The organism is Lysobacter sp. CA199 (assembly GCF_052078715.1).
Taxonomy (GTDB): Bacteria; Pseudomonadota; Gammaproteobacteria; order Xanthomonadales; family Xanthomonadaceae; genus Lysobacter.
In genome coordinates this window covers 320,958-339,471 of the sequence record NZ_JBQJIL010000001.1, presented here as the reverse complement: position 1 = coordinate 339,471, position 18,514 = coordinate 320,958, and the positions used below count along the sequence as shown (strand labels likewise).

14 protein-coding genes are annotated in these 18,514 nt (G+C 67.2%); 5 read left to right on the top strand and 9 right to left on the bottom strand.

The genetic code is table 11. From position 1 onward, the window contains the following. Positions 1 to 28: 28 nt before the first annotated feature. The 3 genes from ACTOWJ_RS01600 to ACTOWJ_RS01590 form a co-directional block, all read right to left on the bottom strand. Positions 29 to 1,708 carry a hypothetical protein gene (locus ACTOWJ_RS01600; RefSeq protein ID WP_441332821.1) on the bottom strand — a complete coding sequence of 560 codons (1,680 nt, stop codon included), beginning with the start codon at positions 1,706 to 1,708 and terminating at the stop codon, positions 29 to 31. A gap of 203 nt (positions 1,709 to 1,911) precedes the next feature. After that, positions 1,912 to 2,463 (bottom strand): phosphatase PAP2 family protein, encoded by a 552-nt coding sequence (locus ACTOWJ_RS01595; RefSeq protein ID WP_441332820.1) that lies wholly within the window; start codon positions 2,461 to 2,463, stop codon positions 1,912 to 1,914. Further along, on the bottom strand, positions 2,460 to 3,641 hold the full coding sequence (locus ACTOWJ_RS01590; RefSeq protein ID WP_441332819.1) for a glycosyltransferase family 4 protein: 1,182 nt from the start codon (positions 3,639 to 3,641) through the stop codon (positions 2,460 to 2,462). The genes ACTOWJ_RS01595 and ACTOWJ_RS01590 overlap by 4 nt, the downstream gene beginning before the upstream one ends. Before the next feature lie 247 nt (positions 3,642 to 3,888). On the opposite strand from ACTOWJ_RS01590, the gene ACTOWJ_RS01585 reads away from it, so the two are divergent. From ACTOWJ_RS01585 to ACTOWJ_RS01575, 3 genes are all read left to right on the top strand, one after another. Further along, on the top strand, positions 3,889 to 5,403 hold the full coding sequence (locus tag ACTOWJ_RS01585; protein ID WP_441332818.1) for a glucan biosynthesis protein: 1,515 nt from the start codon (positions 3,889 to 3,891) through the stop codon (positions 5,401 to 5,403). Continuing rightward, positions 5,400 to 7,319, top strand: coding sequence for a glucans biosynthesis glucosyltransferase MdoH (gene mdoH, locus ACTOWJ_RS01580; RefSeq protein WP_441332817.1), 1,920 nt, complete (start codon positions 5,400 to 5,402; stop codon positions 7,317 to 7,319). Before ACTOWJ_RS01585 ends, mdoH begins: the two co-directional genes overlap by 4 nt. 72 nt (positions 7,320 to 7,391) lie before the next feature. Continuing rightward, positions 7,392 to 9,095 carry an AMP-binding protein gene (locus ACTOWJ_RS01575; protein WP_441332816.1) on the top strand — a complete coding sequence of 568 codons (1,704 nt, stop codon included), beginning with the start codon at positions 7,392 to 7,394 and terminating at the stop codon, positions 9,093 to 9,095. Between the two features lie 140 nt (positions 9,096 to 9,235). Here the strand turns inward: ACTOWJ_RS01575 and ppx are convergent, their stop codons facing one another. The 6 genes from ppx to ACTOWJ_RS01545 all read right to left on the bottom strand — a co-directional run bounded on the left by ppx (position 9,236) and on the right by ACTOWJ_RS01545 (position 17,541). Then, on the bottom strand, positions 9,236 to 10,765 hold the full coding sequence (gene ppx / locus ACTOWJ_RS01570; RefSeq protein ID WP_441332815.1) for an exopolyphosphatase: 1,530 nt from the start codon (positions 10,763 to 10,765) through the stop codon (positions 9,236 to 9,238). Between the two features lie 16 nt (positions 10,766 to 10,781). Then, positions 10,782 to 12,866: a polyphosphate kinase 1 gene (ppk1, locus tag ACTOWJ_RS01565; protein WP_441332814.1), complete on the bottom strand. Its 2,085-nt coding sequence runs from the start codon at positions 12,864 to 12,866 to the stop codon at positions 10,782 to 10,784. 25 nt (positions 12,867 to 12,891) lie between these two features. After that, positions 12,892 to 14,286 carry a phosphate regulon sensor histidine kinase PhoR gene (gene phoR, locus ACTOWJ_RS01560; protein WP_441332813.1) on the bottom strand — a complete coding sequence of 465 codons (1,395 nt, stop codon included), beginning with the start codon at positions 14,284 to 14,286 and terminating at the stop codon, positions 12,892 to 12,894. Between the two features lie 9 nt (positions 14,287 to 14,295). Continuing rightward, complete coding sequence (gene phoB / locus ACTOWJ_RS01555) at positions 14,296 to 15,003, bottom strand: phosphate regulon transcriptional regulator PhoB (RefSeq protein WP_441332812.1); 708 nt, start codon at positions 15,001 to 15,003, stop codon at positions 14,296 to 14,298. A gap of 559 nt (positions 15,004 to 15,562) precedes the next feature. Further along, the gene (locus ACTOWJ_RS01550; RefSeq protein ID WP_441332811.1) at positions 15,563 to 17,200 is read right to left on the bottom strand and encodes a M48 family metalloprotease; all 1,638 of its coding nucleotides are present in this window, start codon (positions 17,198 to 17,200) and stop codon (positions 15,563 to 15,565) included. An 80-nt stretch (positions 17,201 to 17,280) separates the two neighbouring features. Then, positions 17,281 to 17,541 (bottom strand): hypothetical protein, encoded by a 261-nt coding sequence (locus tag ACTOWJ_RS01545; RefSeq protein ID WP_441332810.1) that lies wholly within the window; start codon positions 17,539 to 17,541, stop codon positions 17,281 to 17,283. Between the two features lie 119 nt (positions 17,542 to 17,660). Between ACTOWJ_RS01545 and grxC the strand changes: the two genes are divergently transcribed. Next, positions 17,661 to 17,936, top strand: a complete 276-nt coding sequence (gene grxC, locus ACTOWJ_RS01540; RefSeq protein WP_441332809.1) for a glutaredoxin 3 — start codon at positions 17,661 to 17,663, stop codon at positions 17,934 to 17,936. A gap of 211 nt (positions 17,937 to 18,147) precedes the next feature. Continuing rightward, complete coding sequence (locus ACTOWJ_RS01535) at positions 18,148 to 18,483, top strand: carboxymuconolactone decarboxylase family protein (protein ID WP_441333071.1); 336 nt, start codon at positions 18,148 to 18,150, stop codon at positions 18,481 to 18,483. Positions 18,484 to 18,514 lie beyond the last annotated feature (31 nt).

Below are 18,514 nucleotides of genomic sequence, written 5' to 3'. Positions count from 1 at the left end.
TTTTCGCGAGTCGCACGAGCCGCCGCGCTTATTCCTCGTGGCCGCCCAGGTTGATGTTGAGCTTGGATTGCAGATCCAGCACTTCGTCCGAGCGAGCGCTGCGGTAGGCATCGCGCAGATCCGGCTGGCCGATGTTGGTGGCGAAGTTGTCGATCACCGCATCGTAGTAATCCTTGATCTCGGCGGCCAGCGCGGCATCGGGACGATCGGGATTGCCGTCGAGAACACCGAGCACGCCGTTGGTCAGTTCGCTGAGCAAGGTCGCGGCGGTGTTGCCGCCGTGCGGCAACAGGTCGCCGCCGATCGCCCCGACCAGGTCGGCGAATTTCTCGCGCGATTCCTCGCTGGCCCTGATGTCGTCGGAGTAAATGCTCAGGGCCTTGGCGATGCCGCCGGTGACGCCGGCAGTGATCTGGCCGAAGTTTTCGATCGCGCGGCGCTGGGCGTCGGAACCGTCGGGCGCGGCGTCGGCGGCGACCAGGTACTGGTTCAAACGCGTGTTGATCGCGCTGTTGATCGCGTCGGGCAGCGACCGGTCGCCGATCTTGATGTCACCGGCGGCCGGATCGAACACGCCCTGGCTGATCAGCGTGGCCAGGTTCGAGGTATCGGCGACCTGACCGGGCACGGCGCTGGTGTAGCGGGTCAGCAGGCCGGGTTCGGCCGGACGGGTGGTCGGCTGCTGGCCGGGAAAGAACGGGCCGCTGGGATCGACGGTCTGCGCCGGCTTGTCGGCGGCATAGGCCAGGAACAGTTCGCCGGTGGCCTGGATGATCGCCGGGTCGTCCTTGGCGTTGACGCCCATCTCGCCGACCGCGCCGATCAGCTTGTCGGCGAAGCCCAGCACCTGATCCTGGGTCTGGCCGGCCGGGTAGGGGAAGCCGCTGTAGCGGCTGTCGCCGATGTCGCCGGCGGCGGTGAGGATATTGCTGACCACGTCGCGGTCGGCCGGGATGGTCCCGGTTTCCACGCTGACCTGGGCCTGCACCAGGATGTCGGAAATCTGCGTCGAGCTGTACTTGTTGAGTACGTTCATCACCGTCTGCGGACTGGCGTTGTCGACGGTGATCAGACTGGTGGCGATGCCGGCGGCATGGAACGATTCCGGGCCCGAGTCCTTGCCGACCACATAGGTGTCGAGCAGGTGCTGCGCATAGCCCTCGCGTAAGGCGCGCTGATCGGGGTGGAACGCGGCGTTGGAGTAAATCCCCAGCATCTGGTCGATCGAATCGGCCGATGCGCCGGTGCCGCCGAGCGCGCCCGGCATGTATATCTTGTCGAGCGCGGCATGGAATTCGTCGCGCAGATCCGGGTTGTTCTCGTAGGTCGCGGCCAAGCCGATGCTGACGTTCTTCTCGCCCTGTTGGTCGAGCGCGCCGCTGTCGCGATTGGCCTGGATCGTGGGCGGGCTGAGCCAGGTGCTCAGCGCGTCGGGATCCAGGCGGATCACTTCTTCGGTGATCGCCGCGGCCTGATCGGGGGTGATGCCGTCCTGATCCAGGGCTTCGTTGAGCCGGGCCAATTTCACCGAATCGATGAAGACCTGTTCGCCGCCGCGCGGGGTCTTGTCGGTGTCGTAGCCGGCCGGCATCGAATTGCCGTTGACGACTTGTTCGGCGATGGCCCTGGGATCGGTCGCAGGCGGCGCGGCCGGCTCGCGCTGATGGAACACCGGCGACTGGCTGACGGGATCGAGCGGCAGGCTCATGACGGAACTCCGTGGAGGATGTTCCGAGTGTGCTGAATCGCGGCCGCGCGGGGCAGCTAGGTCCGGCCCTAGGTTTGGCTTGAGCAGGGCGGAGCCCGTCGCGGCGGTTTTGCCGCGGCGCGAAAGCCTTGCCGGAGGCGAAAACACCGCGTTCCGGCCCGAGTTGCGGCGGTGGCAGACGCCTCAGCGGCGCGCGGCCGCGCTCAGGAGAACAACGACACCCCGGGCACCAGCCACAGCGAGATGCCAGCCAGGGTCGAACCGATCGCGGTGGCGGCCACCACGTCGCTGGGATAGTGCAATCCCAGCACCACGCGCGACGCTGCCACGCTGGCGGTGAAGGGCACCAGCAACCACGCCAGCACCGGGTAATGCGCCATCGCTACCAGGCTGAAGGCGACCGCGTGCAGGGTGTGGCCCGAAGGGAAACTGAATTCGTCCAGCGGCGCGACCCAGGCATGGATGCGCTGGTCGGAGGCGAACGGGCGCGGACGCCGGGTCCAGCGCTTGAGCAGCTTGTACAGCGCCAGCGCGATCACTCCGGTCGCGGCCAGATGCGCCGAGGCCGCCAGACCGTCGTAGCCGTCGACCGCGATCAGCGCCGCCATCAGCGCGTACCAGAACACTCCGTCGCCGAGCCGGCTGACCGCGGCGAAATACGCGCGCGAGCTGCTGCGTTCGCCGAGGCGGTTGGCGCGCAGGCACCAGCCCGATTCGCCGGCGATCAGACGTTTGCGCAAGGGCAACCGGTTCATATGACCTCCTGCTTGGGTTTGGTGTCGTCGTTGAGGCGTAACGGGGTGCCGCGCGCGTTGCGCTCGGCCAAGCCATGCAACAAGGCATCGAAATCGGCCGCGACCTGTTGTGGGCGCAGGCCGCTGATCGCTTCGCGGCCTGCGCGGGACATTCCCGCGCGTAGCGAATCCTCGCTGCCGATGCGCACCGCCGCGGCGATGAAACCGTCGTCGTCGCCGTCGGCGATGGCCGCGCCGTGGACACCGTCGCGCAGATGCTCGTGCGCGGCGCCGTAGTCGAAGGCCACCGTCGGCACGCCGCTGGCCATCGCTTCCAGGGTGACGTTGCCGAAGGTTTCGCTGTGGCTGGGAAACAGAAACAGATCGCCGCTGGCGAAATGCTCGGCGAGAACTTCGCCGCGCTTGAGGCCGCAGAAAATGAAATCCGGGTTGTCGCGCTGCAGTTTTTCCCGCGCCGGGCCGTCGCCGACCCAGACGAAACGCGCCTGCGGCCGTTGCTTCTGCAGCGCGCGGAAGGCGCGCACGGCCAGGTCCAGGTTCTTTTCCGGCGCGATCCGGCCGACGTAGATCGCCGCCAGACCGTCTTCCTCCAGGCCCCACTCGCGGCGCAGCGCGGCGCTGCGGCGGTGCGGATCGAACAACACGGTATCGACCGCGCGCGGCAGCCGCACCACGTCCTCGAAGCCGCGTGCGCGCAGGAACTCGGCCAACTCGCGGGTCGGTACCAGGGTCGCGTCGGCGCCGTTGTGGAAGCGGCGCATCCAGGCCAGCGCGGTGCCGACCAGGAACGGCGCGCCGTAGTCGCGCATGTATTCGTCGAAGCGGGTGTGGAAGCCGGTCGCGGCCGGAATGCGCAGGCGGCGGGCGGCCTTGAGCGCCGACCAGCCCAGCGGGCCTTCGGTGGCGACGTAGATCGCGTCGGGCGTATCGCGTTTCCAGGCTTCGATCAGGCGGCCGGCGCAGGGCAGACCGAAGCGCAGGCCGGGGTAGCGCGGCAGCGGCAGGCCACGCACCAGCACTTCGTGCGCGGCGCCCGCGGCCGGATCGCTGTCCTGGCGCGGGCGCACCACGCCGACCTGATGCCCCCGGGCGCGCAGACCCTGCTCCAGACCTTGCACGGTCAGGGCGACGCCGTTGATTTCCGGCGGGTAGGTCTCGGTGACGATCGCGTAGCGCATTGCGCGGCTCCGGGTTTGGGCAATCCTGGGCGCGCGGCGTGTCCCGAGCGTTGCCGCCGGGTTACGCGTACATGACGAGGCCGTCGGGCGCGCCCGGGTAATCGTTTTCATTCGATCCGGTCACGCATTCGCGGTGAAAACCGCGTCGACGCTGGCGAGTCAAGAGCGTCGCGGCGTGCGCGTGTTCCGGAGTGTTAACAAGCCGATCCCTACAATCGCCCGGTTTATCCAATCCGAAGGTGTGGGTTTGCAGCGACGCGAATTACTCAAGGCCCTGAGCCTGCCGTTGGCCGCGGCGGCCGTCGGCGGCGCTTGGCCGGGGTGGGCGTCGGCCGCGGGACAAGTCTTCGGGCCCGACACCGTGCCGGCGCTGGCGCGCGCGCTCGCGGCCAAGCCGTATCGGCCGGCCGGCGCGGATCTGCCCGAGGCCCTGGCGCGGATCAAGTACGACACCTGGCGCGATATCCGCTTCGACCCGGCCCAGGCCTGGTGGAAATCCGAACGCCTGCCGTTCCAACTGCAATTCTTCCACCGCGCGTTCTTGTTCAAGCAACGCGTCGACTTGCACGTGGTGCGCGGCGGCGTGGCCACGCCGGTGGTGTATACACCGAAGATGTTCAGCTTCGGTCAGGCGCCCAAGCCGTCGCAGGACGATCTGGGCTTCGCCGGTTTCCGCGTGCATGCGCCGATCAATCGCGGCGACTACTTCGATGAGGTCTGCGCGTTTCTGGGCGCGAGCTATTTCCGCGCGGTCGCCAAGAACCTGCTCTACGGCCTGTCCGCGCGCGGCCTGGCGCTGAACACCGGTGCGGGCGACGACGAGGAGTTTCCGGCGTTCACCGCGTTCTGGATCGAACAGCCCGCGTCCAGCGCGAAGCAGATCGTCGTCCATGCCTTGCTCGACAGCCCCAGCGTGGCCGGCGCCTTGCGCTTCGTGATCACTCCGGGCGCGGAAACGGTGTTCGACACGCAAGTGCGCTTGTATCCGCGTGTGGCTTTGACGCGCGTGGGCATCGCGCCGCTGACCAGCATGTATCACTTCGACGCCACCGATCGGGTCGGCATCGACGATTTCCGTCCGGCCGTGCACGACTCCGACGGCCTGGCCCTGCACAACGGCGCCGGCGAACAGATCTGGCGCCCGCTCAACAATCCGGCCGCGCTGCAGGAAAGCGCGTTTCAGGATCGCAAGCCGCGCGCATTCGGGTTGATGCAGCGCAAGCGCGCGTTCGCCGATTACGCCGACAGCGAAGCGCATTACGAGCGCCGTCCGAGCGCCTGGGTGGAACCGCTCGGCGATTGGGGCGAGGGTGCGGTGCATTTGGTCGAAATCCCGACCCGCGACGAGTACAACGACAACATCGTCGCCTTCTGGCGTCCGCGCGCGCCGCTGGCGGCCGGTCGCGAGCATCGTTACGACTATCGTCTGCACTGGTGCCCCAAGCATGCCTGGCGCGCCGAACTGGCGACGGTGGCGCGCACCCGCATCGGCGCCGGCGGCGACGGCGCGCGGCTGGTGGTGATCGACCTGGACGGCGGCCGATTGGGCACACTGTCCGATCAGGCGCAGCCGCGCGCGGTGGTCTGGGCCTCGGCGGGCCGAGTGGTCAACGCGGTGGCCCATGCCAATCCCGGCACCGGCGGCTGGCGCCTGTCGTTCGAATTGCAGCCCTCTGATGCGCGCGTGGTCGAGTTGCGCGCCGTACTCGAGGACGGCGACGGCCCCCTTTCCGAAACCTGGCTTTATCGTTGGACCGAATGAACGCAACTGTCGCTCCCCCGCAACGAACCGTTTCCGTGCCCTACGAGGCGCTGCCCCCGGAGTCGCCGATGGCGATGCCGGTGCAGTCGCTGAAGGTCGGCGAGCGCCCGAAACTTCGGCTGCCCAGCGCGCCGACCGCGATGGGCTGGCGCCGCTTCTACGTGATCGGCGGAGCCGCGCTGCTGACCCTGACCGCGGCGTATCACATCCTGCGCGTGCTTTACGTCGGCGGCTTGAGCGTGCTCGAAGCGGTGCTGCTGATGCTGTTCGTGCCGTTGTTCGCCTGGATCGCGCTGGCCTTCGCCAGCTCGCTGGCCGGCTTCTTCCTGATCCTGTCGCGGCGGCGCTGGCGCTTCGGCCTCAAGCAGGGCGGCGAGCTGCCCGAACTGGGCCAGCGCACCGCGTTGCTGATGCCGACCTACAACGAAGATCCCGAGCGGCTGATGGCCGGCCTGCAGGCGATCTACGAATCGGTGGTGGCCACCGGCCAGATCGACAAGTTCGATTTCTTCATTCTCAGCGACACCACCAAGGAGCCGGTCCGGCAGGCGGAAATCCGCGCGTTCAATTCATTGCGCGAACGCACCGGCGGGCATGAGCGGATCTTCTATCGCCGTCGCAAGAACAACGCCGAGCGCAAGGCCGGCAATATTTCCGAGTGGGTGCGCCGGTTCGGCGCGGCTTATCCGCAGATGCTGATCCTCGACGCCGACAGCCTGATGACCGGCGAGGTCATCGTGAAGTTGTCCGGCGCGATGGAACGCAACGCCGACGTCGGCCTGATCCAGACCTTGCCGATGATCGTCAATGGCCAGACCTTGTTCGCGCGCATGCAGCAGTTCGCCGGCCGCGTGTACGGGCCGGTGATCGCCTACGGCATCGCCTGGTGGCACGGCGCTGAAAGCAACTACTGGGGCCATAACGCGATCATCCGCACCCAGGCCTTCGCCGATCACGCCGGCCTGCCGGAACTGCGCGGCTACAAGCCGTTCGGCGGCACCGTGCTCAGCCACGATTTCGTCGAGGCCGCTTTCATGCGCCGCGGCGGCTGGGCGCTGCACATGGTGCCGGGCCTGGTCGGCAGCTATGAGGAAGGCCCGCCTTCGTTGACCGACATGCTGGTGCGCGACCGCCGCTGGTGCCAGGGCAATCTGCAGCACGGCGCGGTGGTCTCGGCAAAGGGCCTGCACTGGATCAGCCGCATGCACATGGCCATGGGCATCGGCCATTACTTCACCGCGCCGATGTGGGCGATGCTGATGTTGGTCGGCCTGATCATTCCATTGGATCGCATGGATTACTTCAGTTGGCAGAGCGTCCGCCTGCCGGGTTTCTCGCCCAGCGCCTACTGGCGCGATCAGGATCCCGACCGCGTGCTGTGGGTGTTCGTTGCGACCATGGCGGTGTTGCTGGCGCCGAAATTCATGGCGTTCCTGGCGATGCTCACCGACCGCGAGACCCGGCGCGGTTGCGGCGGCGCGATCCGCGCCTGCTTCAGCATGATCTTCGAAACCCTGCTGGCAGCGTTGATGGCGCCGATCACCATGTACGTGCAATCGCGCGGCGTGGCCGAAGTGCTGGCCGGCAAGGACTCGGGTTGGGAATCGCAGCGCCGCGACGACGGCAGCCTGCCGCTGTCGGGGCTGATCCGCAGCTACGGCGGCCTGACCTTGTTTGGCATGCTGATCGGCGCGATGGCCTATGCGATCTCGCCGCCGCTGGCGGCGTGGATGTCGCCGGTGATCCTGGGCCTGGTGATTTCGATCCCGGTGGTCGCCTTCACCTCGGCCAAGGCGCCGGGGCAGTGGCTGCGCAAGATCGGCATCTTCCGTATCCCCGAGGAAATCAACCCGCCGCCGGTGCTGGTGCGGGCCAAGCAGTTGCGAATCGAGGCGGCGCAGCGGTCTTCCAACTGAGTCACGAATTCGGCTCCGCGGCTGCGACGCGTGCTGCGAATCGAGGCGGCGGCCTGCGGATATGCTAGCGCCATGAGCACCGCACCCGATCCTGCACTGAGCCACGTCGTCGGCGTCGCCTCGCCGCCGCTGCTGGACGAAACCATCGGCGCGATGCTCGCGCGCATCGCCGCGACCTGGCCCGAGCGCGAGGCGCTGGTGGTGCCGCCGCAAGGCGTGCGGCTGAGTTGGAAGCGTTTCGATACCGCCGTTACCCGTCTGGCCGCCGGCTTGCTCAAGCTCGGCCTCGCCCCGGGCGATCGCATCGGCGTGTGGTCGCTCAACCGGGTCGAATGGGTGCTGCTGCAGTTCGCCACTGCGCGCGCCGGCCTGATCCTGGTCAACATCAATCCGGCCTACCGCACGCACGAGTTGGAATACGCCTTGAACCTGGTCGCGTGCCGGGCCCTGGCGATCGTGCCCTCGTTCAAGACCTCGCATTACCTGGAAATGCTGCGCGAACTGGCGCCGGAGTTGGATCGGCATCCGCCCGGTCTGCTGCGATCGCGCCGTTTGCCGGACCTGCGCCATGTGCTGGCGATGGGGTCGGGCGAACCGCCCGCGGGGACGCACGCGTTCGACGCGATCGCCGCGTGCGACGACGCCGGCGCGCATGCGCTGTTGCGGCAAGTAGCCACGCAGTTGTTCGCCGACGACGCGGTCAATATCCAATTCACTTCCGGCACCACCGGCGCGCCGAAGGGCGCGACCTTGACCCATCGCAACATCGTCAACAACGGCTTCTTCGTCGGCGAGGCGATGCGCCTGAGCGAGCGCGATCGCTTGTGCATTCCGGTGCCGTTCTACCATTGCTTCGGCATGGTCCTAGGCAATATGGCCTGCGTCACCCACGGCGCCTGCATGGTGATTCCCGGCGAAGGCTTCGACCCGCTGGTCACGCTGCAGACCGTCGCCGAGGAACGCTGTACCGGCCTGCACGGCGTGCCGACGATGTTCATCGGCGAACTGGAGCACCCGCGTTTCGGCGAGTTCGACCTGTCGAGCCTGCGCACCGGGATCATGGCCGGCTCGAACTGCCCGATCGAAGTGATGAAGCAGGTGGTCGGGCGCATGCACATGGAGCAGGTGACCATCGCCTACGGCATGACCGAGACCAGCCCGGTCAGTTTCCAGACCGTGCCGGACGACCCGTTGGCGCGACGCGTGGATTCGGTCGGCCGCGTGCATCCGCACGTGGAAGTCCGCATCGTCGACGAGCACGGCGGCAGCGTGGCGCGCGGCGAAATCGGCGAGCTGCTGACCCGCGGCTATTCGGTGATGCAGGGCTACTGGGGCGACCCCAAGCGCACCGCCGAAGCGATCGACGCCGACGGCTGGATGCATACCGGCGACCAGGCCGTCATCGATGCCGACGGTTACTGCCATATCGTCGGCCGCTTGAAGGACATGCTGATCCGCGGCGGCGAGAACGTGTACCCGCGTGAGATCGAAGAATTCCTCTACGCCCACCCTGCCATCGCCGACGTGCAGGTGTTCGGCGTGCCCGATGCGAAATTCGGCGAGGAAGTGTGCGCCTGGATTCGCTTGGCCGAAGGCGCCGCGCTCGACGCCGAGGGCGTGCGCGCGTTTTGCCAGGGGCGTATCGCCCAGTACAAGATTCCGCGTTACATCGAGTTCGTCGACAGCCTGCCGATGACGATCAGCGGCAAGGCGCAGAAGTTCGTGATGCGCGAAAAGATGATCGAGCGGATTGCGGCGGCTCAAGGCAGCGGGTGAGCGTCGCGAATGCGCGACGGCGACAGATTCGAAATCTCGATGTCAGTGCGCTTCGGTCGTCATTCCCGCGTTCGCGGGAATGACGTTCTGGTTGGGGCGCTGACAGCGGAAACAGCGTGAGAGTCGGTGTGGCTTGAAACTCAAGCCGCCAGCAACTTTAACGCAATCCCCAGCCCCACCATATCCTGCGGCTCGCCTTCCAGATCCGCGCGCACCAACGGCCGCGATTCCAGCCAACGCTTGGATACGGTCAGGGTGAGCGTGTTGCCGTCGGCGTGCGCGTCGAGCTGCGGGATCGGGTCGGATTCGTGCGCGCGGTGCAGCAGCACCGCCAGGCGCAGCAGCGCCGAGCTGCGCCGTACCGCGGCCAGCAATCGGTCGGGCAGGGCGTCGAAGGCGTTCTTGGGAATGCCGCGGCGGTGGGTGCGCACCAGCGTGGCCAGGAATTGCTGTTGCTGGCGCGAGAAGCCGGAGATGTCCGAGTTCTCGATCACGTAGGAGCTGTGCACGTGGTACTGGCTGTGCGCGATCACCAGGCCGAGCTCGTGCAGGCGCGCGGCGCGGATCAGCATCAGTCGGTCGTCGGCGTCCAGGTGCCAGTTCTTGGCGACCTGGTCGAACAGACGCAGCATGGTCGCTTCGACCCGCGCCGATTGCTGCTCGTCGATGCCGTAACGCTTGACCAGCGCCCTGACCGCCGCATCGCGCGGATCGTCGGCGCCGCCGCGGCCGAGCATGTCGTAGAGCACGCCTTCGCGCATCGCCGCCTTGCTGATGGCCAGGCGCTGCAGGCCGAGTACGTTGAAGGCCGCTTCCAGGATCAGGATGCCGCCGGCGATCACCGGACGGCGGTCGGCCGACAAGCCGGGCAGGTCGATGGTCTCGATGCGCTCTGACTGCAAGAGGCGATCGCGCAGAAGCGGCAGGGCCTCGGCGGTCACCGCGCCCTTGGTCAGCTTCATCGCCGCGCAGATCTCGCCGATGGCTTTATTGGTGCCCGACGAGCCCAGCGCCTCTTGCCAGCCCAGCGAGCGGTAGGTGCCGGCGAACTGCTGGAACTCGGCCGAGACCTCGGTCAGCGCGTCGCGCCATTTCTTTTTCGACAGCTTGCCGTTCTCGAAGAACCGGCGGGTGGTGGCGATGCAGCCGACCTGCAGGCTCTCGCGCTCGATCGCCTCGAAGCCCGAGCCGATGATGCATTCGGTGGAGCCGCCGCCGATGTCGATGACCAGCCGCCGCTCGCCGGGTTTGGACGGCTGTGCGTGGGCGATGCCCAGATAGATCAGGCGGGCTTCTTCGCGGCCGGAGACCACTTCGATGGCATGGCCCAAGGCCGATTCGGCCGGCATCAGGAACGCTTGCGGCGCGGCCAGGCGGCGCACGGTGTTGGTCGCGATCGCGCGCACCCGCTGCGGCGGCACGTCGCGGATGCGCTGGCCGAAGCGCGACAGGCAATCCAATGCGCGCTGACGGACCTCCGGCGCCAGCCCGCCCTTGCGGTCCAGGCCTTCGGCCATGCGCACGGTTTCGCGCAGGCGGTCTACCGTGCGCAACTGGCCCAGCACGTAACGCGCGACCACCATGTGGAAACTGTTCGAGCCCAGGTCGACCGCGGCGAGCAGGTCGCCGTCCTGGAGCGGCAGGCGGGTGGTCGGGAAAATATTGGTCATGCGCGGAAGTTTGGGGTCATCCGCATAATTTGGCCAACAGTGTGGACTGGGCCGAGTGCGGCATGGCGCCCTCGGCCGGGCTCATCCGCAGGTATTCGCCGCTGGCTTGCAGCTCCCAGGAATTGAGGTTGTCGGCCAGGTAATTGGCCAGCGCTTCTTCGTAGACGCGGCCGCGCAGGTCCGAATCCAGGATCGGGAAACCGGTCTCCACGCGCCGCAGCAGATTGCGTTCCAGCCAATCGGCGCTGGAGCAGAACAGGTCCGGCGCGCCGTCGTTGGCGAACCAATAGACGCGGTGATGCTCCAGAAACCGGCCGACGATGGAACGCACACGGATATTGTCCGAAATGCCTTCCACGCCCGGGCGCAAGGTGCACGCGCCGCGCACGATCAAGTCGATCTGCACGCCGGCCTGCGAAGCCTGATACAGCGCACGGATCACCTGCGGCTCGTTGAGTGCGTTCATCTTGGCGACGATGCGCGCGGGCTTGCCGGCGCGTGCGTGCTTGGTCTCGCGGTCGATGCGCTTGAGCACGCCGGCGTGCAGGGTGAACGGCGACTGCAGCAGGCACTTGAGCTTGAGCGACGGCGCCAGGCCCGAGAGTTGCTGGAAGATCAGATGCACGTCGTTGCCGATGTCCGGATCGGCGGTGATCAGGCCGAAGTCGGTATAGGCGCGCGCGGTGCCGCTGTGGTAGTTGCCGGTGCCCAGATGCACGTAGCGTTTGAGCTTGCGGCCTTCGCGACGCACGATCAGCAGCATCTTGGCGTGGGTCTTGTAGCCGACCACGCCGTACACCACCTGCACGCCGGCCTCCTGCAATCGGTCGGCCAGGCCCAGGTTGGCTTCTTCGTCGAAGCGCGCGCGCAACTCGACCACTACGGTCACGTCCTTGCCGTTGCGCGCGGCTTGCACCAACTGCTCGACGATCGGCGAATCCTTGCCTGCGCGGTACAGAGTCTGCTTGATCGCCAGCACGTTCGGGTCTTCGGCGGCCTGGCGGATCAGCTCCAGCACCGGCGCGAACGAGTCGAAGGGGTGGTGCAGCAGCATGTCGCCGTCGGCGACGGTGTCGAAGATGGTGTCGATGCCCGGCGCTACGCGCTGCTGGTAAGCCGGGAATTTCAGTTCCGGGCGCTGGACCAGATCGTAGACCTGGATCACGCGGTTCAGATTCACCGGCCCGTTGATGCGGTAGACCGCGTTCTCGGGCAGATCGAAATTCTCCAGCAGGGTGCGCACGATCGGCTTGGGGCATTGCTCGGCGATTTCCAGCCGCACCGCGCGCAGGTAGCCGCGGCCGATCAGTTCGTCGCGCAACGCCAGGGCGATGTTGTCGACTTCTTCCTCGTCGACCAGCAGTTCGGAGTTGCGGGTCACGCGGAACTGATACGCGCCCTTGACCTCCATGCCCGGGAACAGCTCGTCGACGAAGGCCGACAGCACCGAGGACAGGAACACGAAATCGTGCTTGCCGCCGGAGACGTTCTCGGGCATCTGGATGATGCGCGGCAGCGAGCGCGGCGCGCGCACGATGGCCAGGTTGCCGGCGCGGCCGAATGCGTCCTTGCCCTTGAGCACGACCACGATGTTGAGCGATTTGTTGAGGATCTTCGGGAACGGGTGCGCGGGATCGAGCCCGAGCGGCGAGAGCACCGGCATGATCTCGTCGCGGAAGTAGGCGCGCAGCCAGCGGGTCTGACGCGCGTTCCACGAGTTGCGGCCGAGCACGCGCACGCCCGCTTCCTCCAGCGTCGGGCGCAGCACGTCGTTCCAGCATTCGTACTGCGACTTGACCAGCTCGGCGGCGCGGTCGTGGATGCGCGAGAGCACGGTCTGCGGCGCCAGGCCGTCGGGACCGGGCGCCAGGCCCAGATCCTGCGCGTGGCGCAAGGTGCCGGCGCGGATTTCGAAGAACTCGTCGAGGTTGGTGCAGGAGATGCACAGGTACTTCAACCGCTCCAGCAGCGGCACCTGCGGATCCTGGGCCTGTGCCAGCACGCGGAAATTGAAGTCGAGCTGCGAGAGTTCGCGATTGAAGTACAGCGAACTGTCGCGCAGCGGGTCGGTGTCGATCGAGGTTTCCGTCATCGCATTCATGGCGCTGCTGCTTCGATCCTGGTGGTCAATCGGATGAGTGTTGCAAATCTCGCGGCGCTTGTGCGTGATGCGGCGCATCGGTCAGCGCATCGAACGATTCGTTGTAGGCGTCGCGGCGGCGGATGCGATCGACGCCGAAGTGGCAGGCGAAGGTGCTGCCGCGGCCGACTTCGCTGGCGATTTCCAGGCGCGCGCCGTGCAGATGCAGGACGTGCTTGACGATCGACAGGCCCAGGCCGGTGCCGCCGCTCTCGCGCGAACGGCTGGTGGACACGCGATAGAAGCGTTCGGTGATGCGCGGCAGATGAGCGGCCGGAATGCCGTAGCCGCTGTCGACCACTTCCAGTACCGCGCCGCGGGCGATGCCGGCGCTTTCGGGGCGGAACCGGATGCGGATGGTGCCGCCGGCCGGGGTGTAGCGGATCGCGTTGCCGACGAGGTTGGAGAACGCGCTGTGCAGTTCCTTGTTCGATCCGAACAGATCGACCCCGGCCAGATCGTCCATGGCGATTTCGTGACGGCCCTGGCTCAGCGCATTGGCCTCGCGCTTGAGCGTAGACAGCATCGAGGACATCGACACGGTTTCTTCCGCCGGCAGGCTGTCCTGCGATTCCAATCGCGACAAGGTCAGCAGGTCTTCGACCAGTTGGGTCATGCGCTGCGACTGGCGCTGCATTTCGGCCAGCATCGGCGCCCAGTCCGGATGTTCTTCCGGATCGAGCATGTCCAGATAGCCGTGGACCACGGTCAGCGGCGTGCGCAGTTCGTGCGAGACGTTGGCGACGAAGTCGCGGCGCATCTGTTCGAGCTGGAGCAGGCGGCTGACGTCGCGCGCGACCAGCAGCCACAGGTTTTCCGAGTACGGGATCAGGCGCAGGCTCAGGGTGATCGCCGGATTCCACGGCGAGGCCGATTCCATCGGCTCGGCGTTGCGGCCGGAGGCCAGCCAATGCGAGAGCTGCAGCGGTTGCAGGCGCTGCACCACCGGCGCGCCGATATCGCGCGGATAGCGCAGGCCCATCAGTCCGGTCGCGGCCTCGTTGAACCACTGGATGCGCTGGCTGTTGCGCTCGACCACGACGATCGCGTCGGGCATCGCGGCGGCGGCGGCGCGGTAGGCGCGCAGCATTTCGATCAGGCGGCGCTTACGGCCGCGCATTTCCGCCTGGCTGCGGTGCAGCAGGCGGTCGAGTTCGTTCCAGATGCCTTCACCCAGTGGCGGGGTCAGGCGCTGGCGCGCGGTCAGCCGGATCAGCACCCGACGCAGGCGCCAGTAATGCCAGGCGACCACGCCGAGCGCGGCGGCGGTGACGATCGGCCACGGATAGTCGACCAGAACCCCGAGCACGGCCGCGCCGACCAGGATCAGGGCCAATTGACCGAGGGTGCGGAACCAGGCGGAGCGTGCGCGGGGCGGCATACCGCCAGCTTACGCGGCGAGTGAGGCAGAAAAACGATAGCCCGCGCCGCGCACGGTCTGGACCATGCCGTCGAGACGATGCGGTTCCAGGGTCTTGCGTAAGCGGCGGATGTGCACGTCCACGGTACGTTCTTCGACGTAGACGCTGCCGCCCCAGACGTGGTCGAGCAATTGAGTGCGCGAGTACACGCGTTCGGGATGGGTCATGAAGAAATGCAGCAAGCGATACTCGGTCGGGCCGATCTGTACCGGCTGGTCGCTGCCGTCGCTCTGGGCGAACACGCGGTGGGCGGCGCCGTCGATGCGAAGTGCGCCGACGCCGACACTGCCGTCTTCGTCGTCTTCGCGCGAGCGGCGCAGCACGGCGCGGATGCGCGCCAGCAGCTCGCGCGCCGAGAAGGGCTTGACCACGTAGTCGTCGACTCCGGCTTCCAGGCCGCCGACACGGTCGTTCTCTTCGCCGCGCGCGGTCAGCATGATGATCGGGATCTCACGGGTCAGCGATTCCTTGCGCCAGCGCCGGGCCAGTTCCAGGCCGCTGGTGCCCGGGAGCATCCAGTCGAGCAGGATCAGGTCGGGCACGCGGTCGGCGATGGCCGCCTGGGCCTCGCGGGCGTCGCCGGCGTGGACGGGGTCGTATTCGCCCTTGCGCAGGGCGAAGGACACCATGTCGCGGATGGCGGGCTCGTCTTCAACTATCAGGATGCGCTTCTGCACACGGTCACCGAGGGGGAGGCGGAAAGGGTTCGTCCTTGAAGCCGCGCCAGTACACTACCGTTTTGTGACTACTCCATGACATGGGGCGGGCGGCATCGTCGGCTTTGCGCTGTCGCGAGGCAGTCCAGGGGTTTCCGTACGCCGCCAGCAGTGGCGCGGTTCAGCCGGTATTGCGTGCGCATTCGCCGTTGTTGGCAGCGTTATCGCCGCCGCGCGAGTTTGGCGGGGAGGTTACATGGCGATGGCAGCCGGATACCCAATGGGCCTTTTGAAGCCACTGTCTGGGTGCCGATGCCGCCAGAATTTGCCAAGTTTGAAAGCCCGGGGCGAGCGGCTTGCGACAGTTCGATGTCGGTTTGGGGTGGAATCGGGGGCGGAGAATGGCGCAGAGCAAAAGCAAATCCGCCCTGGCCCGAGACGCAGCCCGGGGTTCAGGGGGAGGGAGCGCAGGACTAGGGCGAGGCGCTTGGGCGCTGCCTCGTTTGAAAAAGGCGGCCGGCGTCCTTGTGGCTGGCGCCGTTCCGACCGATCCGGCGGCGCGGGGGATTCGCTCCGGCGGCTACTGCCGCCTGAGGTCTTCGTCGCGCACGCCCTGGCGCTTGAGCTCCAGCACGGTCGGGGTGATCGCGGCGATGCGCGCTTCGATCCGGGCGCGGGCGTAGTAGTCCAGGTCGGGCTTGCGCTTGAGCGTGTTGAGCTGGACCAGGGCCTGTTCAGGGCGGCCGCGCAGGTAGGCGGCTTCGGCGTAGGCCTCGCCGGCGCGGATCGAGTCGCCGGCGATTTCGCAGGCGCGGGCGAAGGTCTGCTGCAGCAGCGGGTCGTCGCTGTAGGCGCCGAACAGCGGCCGCAACACGGCTTGGGCGCGTTGCCCGGCGGCGGCGGTGCTGCGGTCGGTCAGCACCTTGGCATAGGTCAGGGCGATCGCGCGGTTGCTCGGGGTCTGGCGCAACAGTGCCTCGAAGCGCGCGTCGGCGGCGGCGGTCTTGCCGGCCTGGGCCTCGGCTTCGCCCAAAGCCAGGCTCAGCCACAGCTGGCCGGGGTTTTTCTGCAGCAGTTCGGTCAGGCTGGCGATGGCCGCGCCGGACTGGTTCGCGCGCAGCCGCGCCAGGGCCTGGCCGTAGCGCTGGGCGTCGGTGTCGCCGCTCATCTTTTCGTACTCGCGCACCGCTTCGCGCGGCGAGTTGGCGCTGAGCACCCGCACCCGCTCGCGGGCGAAGTCGAACACGCCGGTGCCGCCGGCGGTGAGCGCCTGGTCGTTGAGTTTCAGTCCGCTGGGCAGCAGCGGGTTGTCGGTGCCGGCCGCGCTCGGCGGCAGGGTGAAGGGCGCCTTGGGAATGCGTTCGACCCGGGTCGCGTTGGGCGTGGCGGTGATCGCAGTGAGGCTGTTCTTGTTGGCCAGTTGTTCGGCGCGTTCCTTGGCCTCGCTGATGCGGGTGGTGGTGACCGGATGGGTCATCAGATAGTCCGGCGTTTCGCCGTACCAATTGGCCGCGTTGCTGCGCGAGACCACCTGCATGCGCTGGAAGAAGTCGGCCATCGCCGTGGTGTCGTAATTGCTGCGCGACAGGGTCTGGATGCCGATCCGGTCGGCTTCGGACTCGTTGGAGCGGGTGTAGTTGATCTGACGCTGCTGCATCAGGCCCAGGCCCGAGGTGATCGCGGCCATGGTCGCGTCGTCCTGCGAGTTTTCGCCGGCGGCCTGCGCGGCGACGATCGCGCCGAGCATGGCCAGCAGAATCGGCAATTGGTCGCGCTGCGCGCGCTCCACACCGCGCAGCACGTGCTGCTGGGTGACGTGGGCGATTTCGTGCGAAATCACCGCGGCGACTTCGTCTTCCTTCTCGGCGGTGAGCACCAGTCCGGAGTTCACCCCGATATAGCCGCCGAGCGTGGCGAAGGCGTTGATTTGCCGCTCGCGCAGCATGAAGAAGGTGAAGGGTTGGCGCGGCTTGTCGCTGTTGGCGGCCAGGCGAGTGCCCAGGGTGTCGAGCCAGCTGTCGATCAGCGGGTCTTCGAGCAGGTAATCGTAGTGGCGCAACTGCGCCAGCATCATCGAGCCGTATTCGCGCTGTTTGGCCGGCGTGAGCAACTCGCCCGCCGAGGAGCCGATGTCGGGCAGTTTGTTCTCCTGCGCGCTCGCGCAGACGCTGCCGAGAGCGAGAGTGACAGCGGCGGTGAGCAGGACGATGCGGCGCAAGCGGAATTCCTCGGGACGAGCGGGCGGTGCGGGCCGGACGCGGCGGACGCGTCCGGTGGGTGGTGCGGGTTGCGAGGTACTCAGTTGTAACGCGCCGATGCGGAAAAAGGGTCCGGGTCGATCCTGTTCGGTTGGAACGGTTTGGTTGGAAAGGCTCGGTTGTAACGGCTGCGCAGTTGAAACGAGAACCCGTGGATACGGCAATGGATGCGGGCGGCGCGGGTCGGGCGCCGCGCCGACGCTGGCAGGATGCCGCCCGGTGCGATCGACGGCGTGAACCTGCCGTTAATCCACGGGTCGCCGATCCGGCCTGCATCGTGCCAGCGCTGGCGATCGCCCACCCGACGCGGGCGTATTGCCGCGCAACGGACTGCGTTCCACCGGCACGCTTTAAACTACCCTGCCGCGCGACCATATTCGACCGCGAACCCATCCCGAAGTTTCCGGCAGGAGAACCGTTTTGAGCGACACCGCCCCCCAGACGCCGCAGATCGTGATCTATACCACCGCGATCTGCCCGTATTGCGTCGCCGCCAAGAATTTTCTCAAGAGCAAGGGCCAGACCTGGAGCGAGGTGCGCATCGATCTGGACCCGGTCGAGCGCGAGAAGATGGTCGCCACGACCCGCCGCACCAGCGTGCCGCAGATATTCATCGGCGAAACCCACGTCGGCGGCTACGACGACATGATGGCGCTGCACCGCGCCGGCGGCCTGGAGCCGTTGCTGGCGGGTTGAGCGAGCGCGTTCAGGCGGCAATGCCGCCTGCGTCCGCGAACGCCCGGACAAGGACGGCCGGGCGGATCTGAGATGACCGATCAAGTACCGCCATGGACGGCACGCGCGCCCCACCATCGAAGGAGCCTGTGTGAGTAAAGATCGTACCGACGACGCTGCCGCCCCCGCCGAAACCGACCGGATCGCCGAATTCACCGCGTTTCGCAAGCGCATGAACGAACGCATCCTGGCCGAACCGAACCAGGTCGTGCGCCGTTTCTTCGCGCTCGACACCCAGACCTACCAGCCCGGTGCGCTGGACGTGAAGACCAAGGAGCTGCTGGGCCTGGTCGCGTCCATGGTGCTGCGCTGCGACGATTGCATCAGCTACCACGTGGCCCAGTGCAAGGAAGCCGGCGTGAACCGCGACGAGATGTTCGAAGCGTTCTCGGTGGGCCTGGTGGTCGGCGGTTCGATCGTGATCCCGCACATGCGCCGCGCGGTCGACTTCCTCGACAAGCTCGAGCAGGGCGAAGCCGCCGCCCCGGCGGGGCACGATCACGGCTAGAACCGGTGCCTTCCCTGTAGGAGCGGCGCGA

Coding starts and splice junctions, on each gene's coding strand:
- ACTOWJ_RS01600 (WP_441332821.1), bottom strand. CDS start 1,708: ATGAGCCTGCCGCTCGATCCCGTCAGCCAGTCGCCGGTGTTCCATCAG.
- ACTOWJ_RS01595 (WP_441332820.1), bottom strand. CDS start 2,463: ATGAACCGGTTGCCCTTGCGCAAACGTCTGATCGCCGGCGAATCGGGC.
- ACTOWJ_RS01590 (WP_441332819.1), bottom strand. CDS start 3,641: ATGCGCTACGCGATCGTCACCGAGACCTACCCGCCGGAAATCAACGGC.
- mdoH (WP_441332817.1), top strand. CDS start 5,400: ATGAACGCAACTGTCGCTCCCCCGCAACGAACCGTTTCCGTGCCCTAC.
- ACTOWJ_RS01575 (WP_441332816.1), top strand. CDS start 7,392: ATGAGCACCGCACCCGATCCTGCACTGAGCCACGTCGTCGGCGTCGCC.
- ppx (WP_441332815.1), bottom strand. CDS start 10,765: ATGACCAATATTTTCCCGACCACCCGCCTGCCGCTCCAGGACGGCGAC.
- ppk1 (WP_441332814.1), bottom strand. CDS start 12,866: ATGAATGCGATGACGGAAACCTCGATCGACACCGACCCGCTGCGCGAC.
- phoR (WP_441332813.1), bottom strand. CDS start 14,286: ATGCCGCCCCGCGCACGCTCCGCCTGGTTCCGCACCCTCGGTCAATTG.
- ACTOWJ_RS01535 (WP_441333071.1), top strand. CDS start 18,148: ATGAACGAACGCATCCTGGCCGAACCGAACCAGGTCGTGCGCCGTTTC.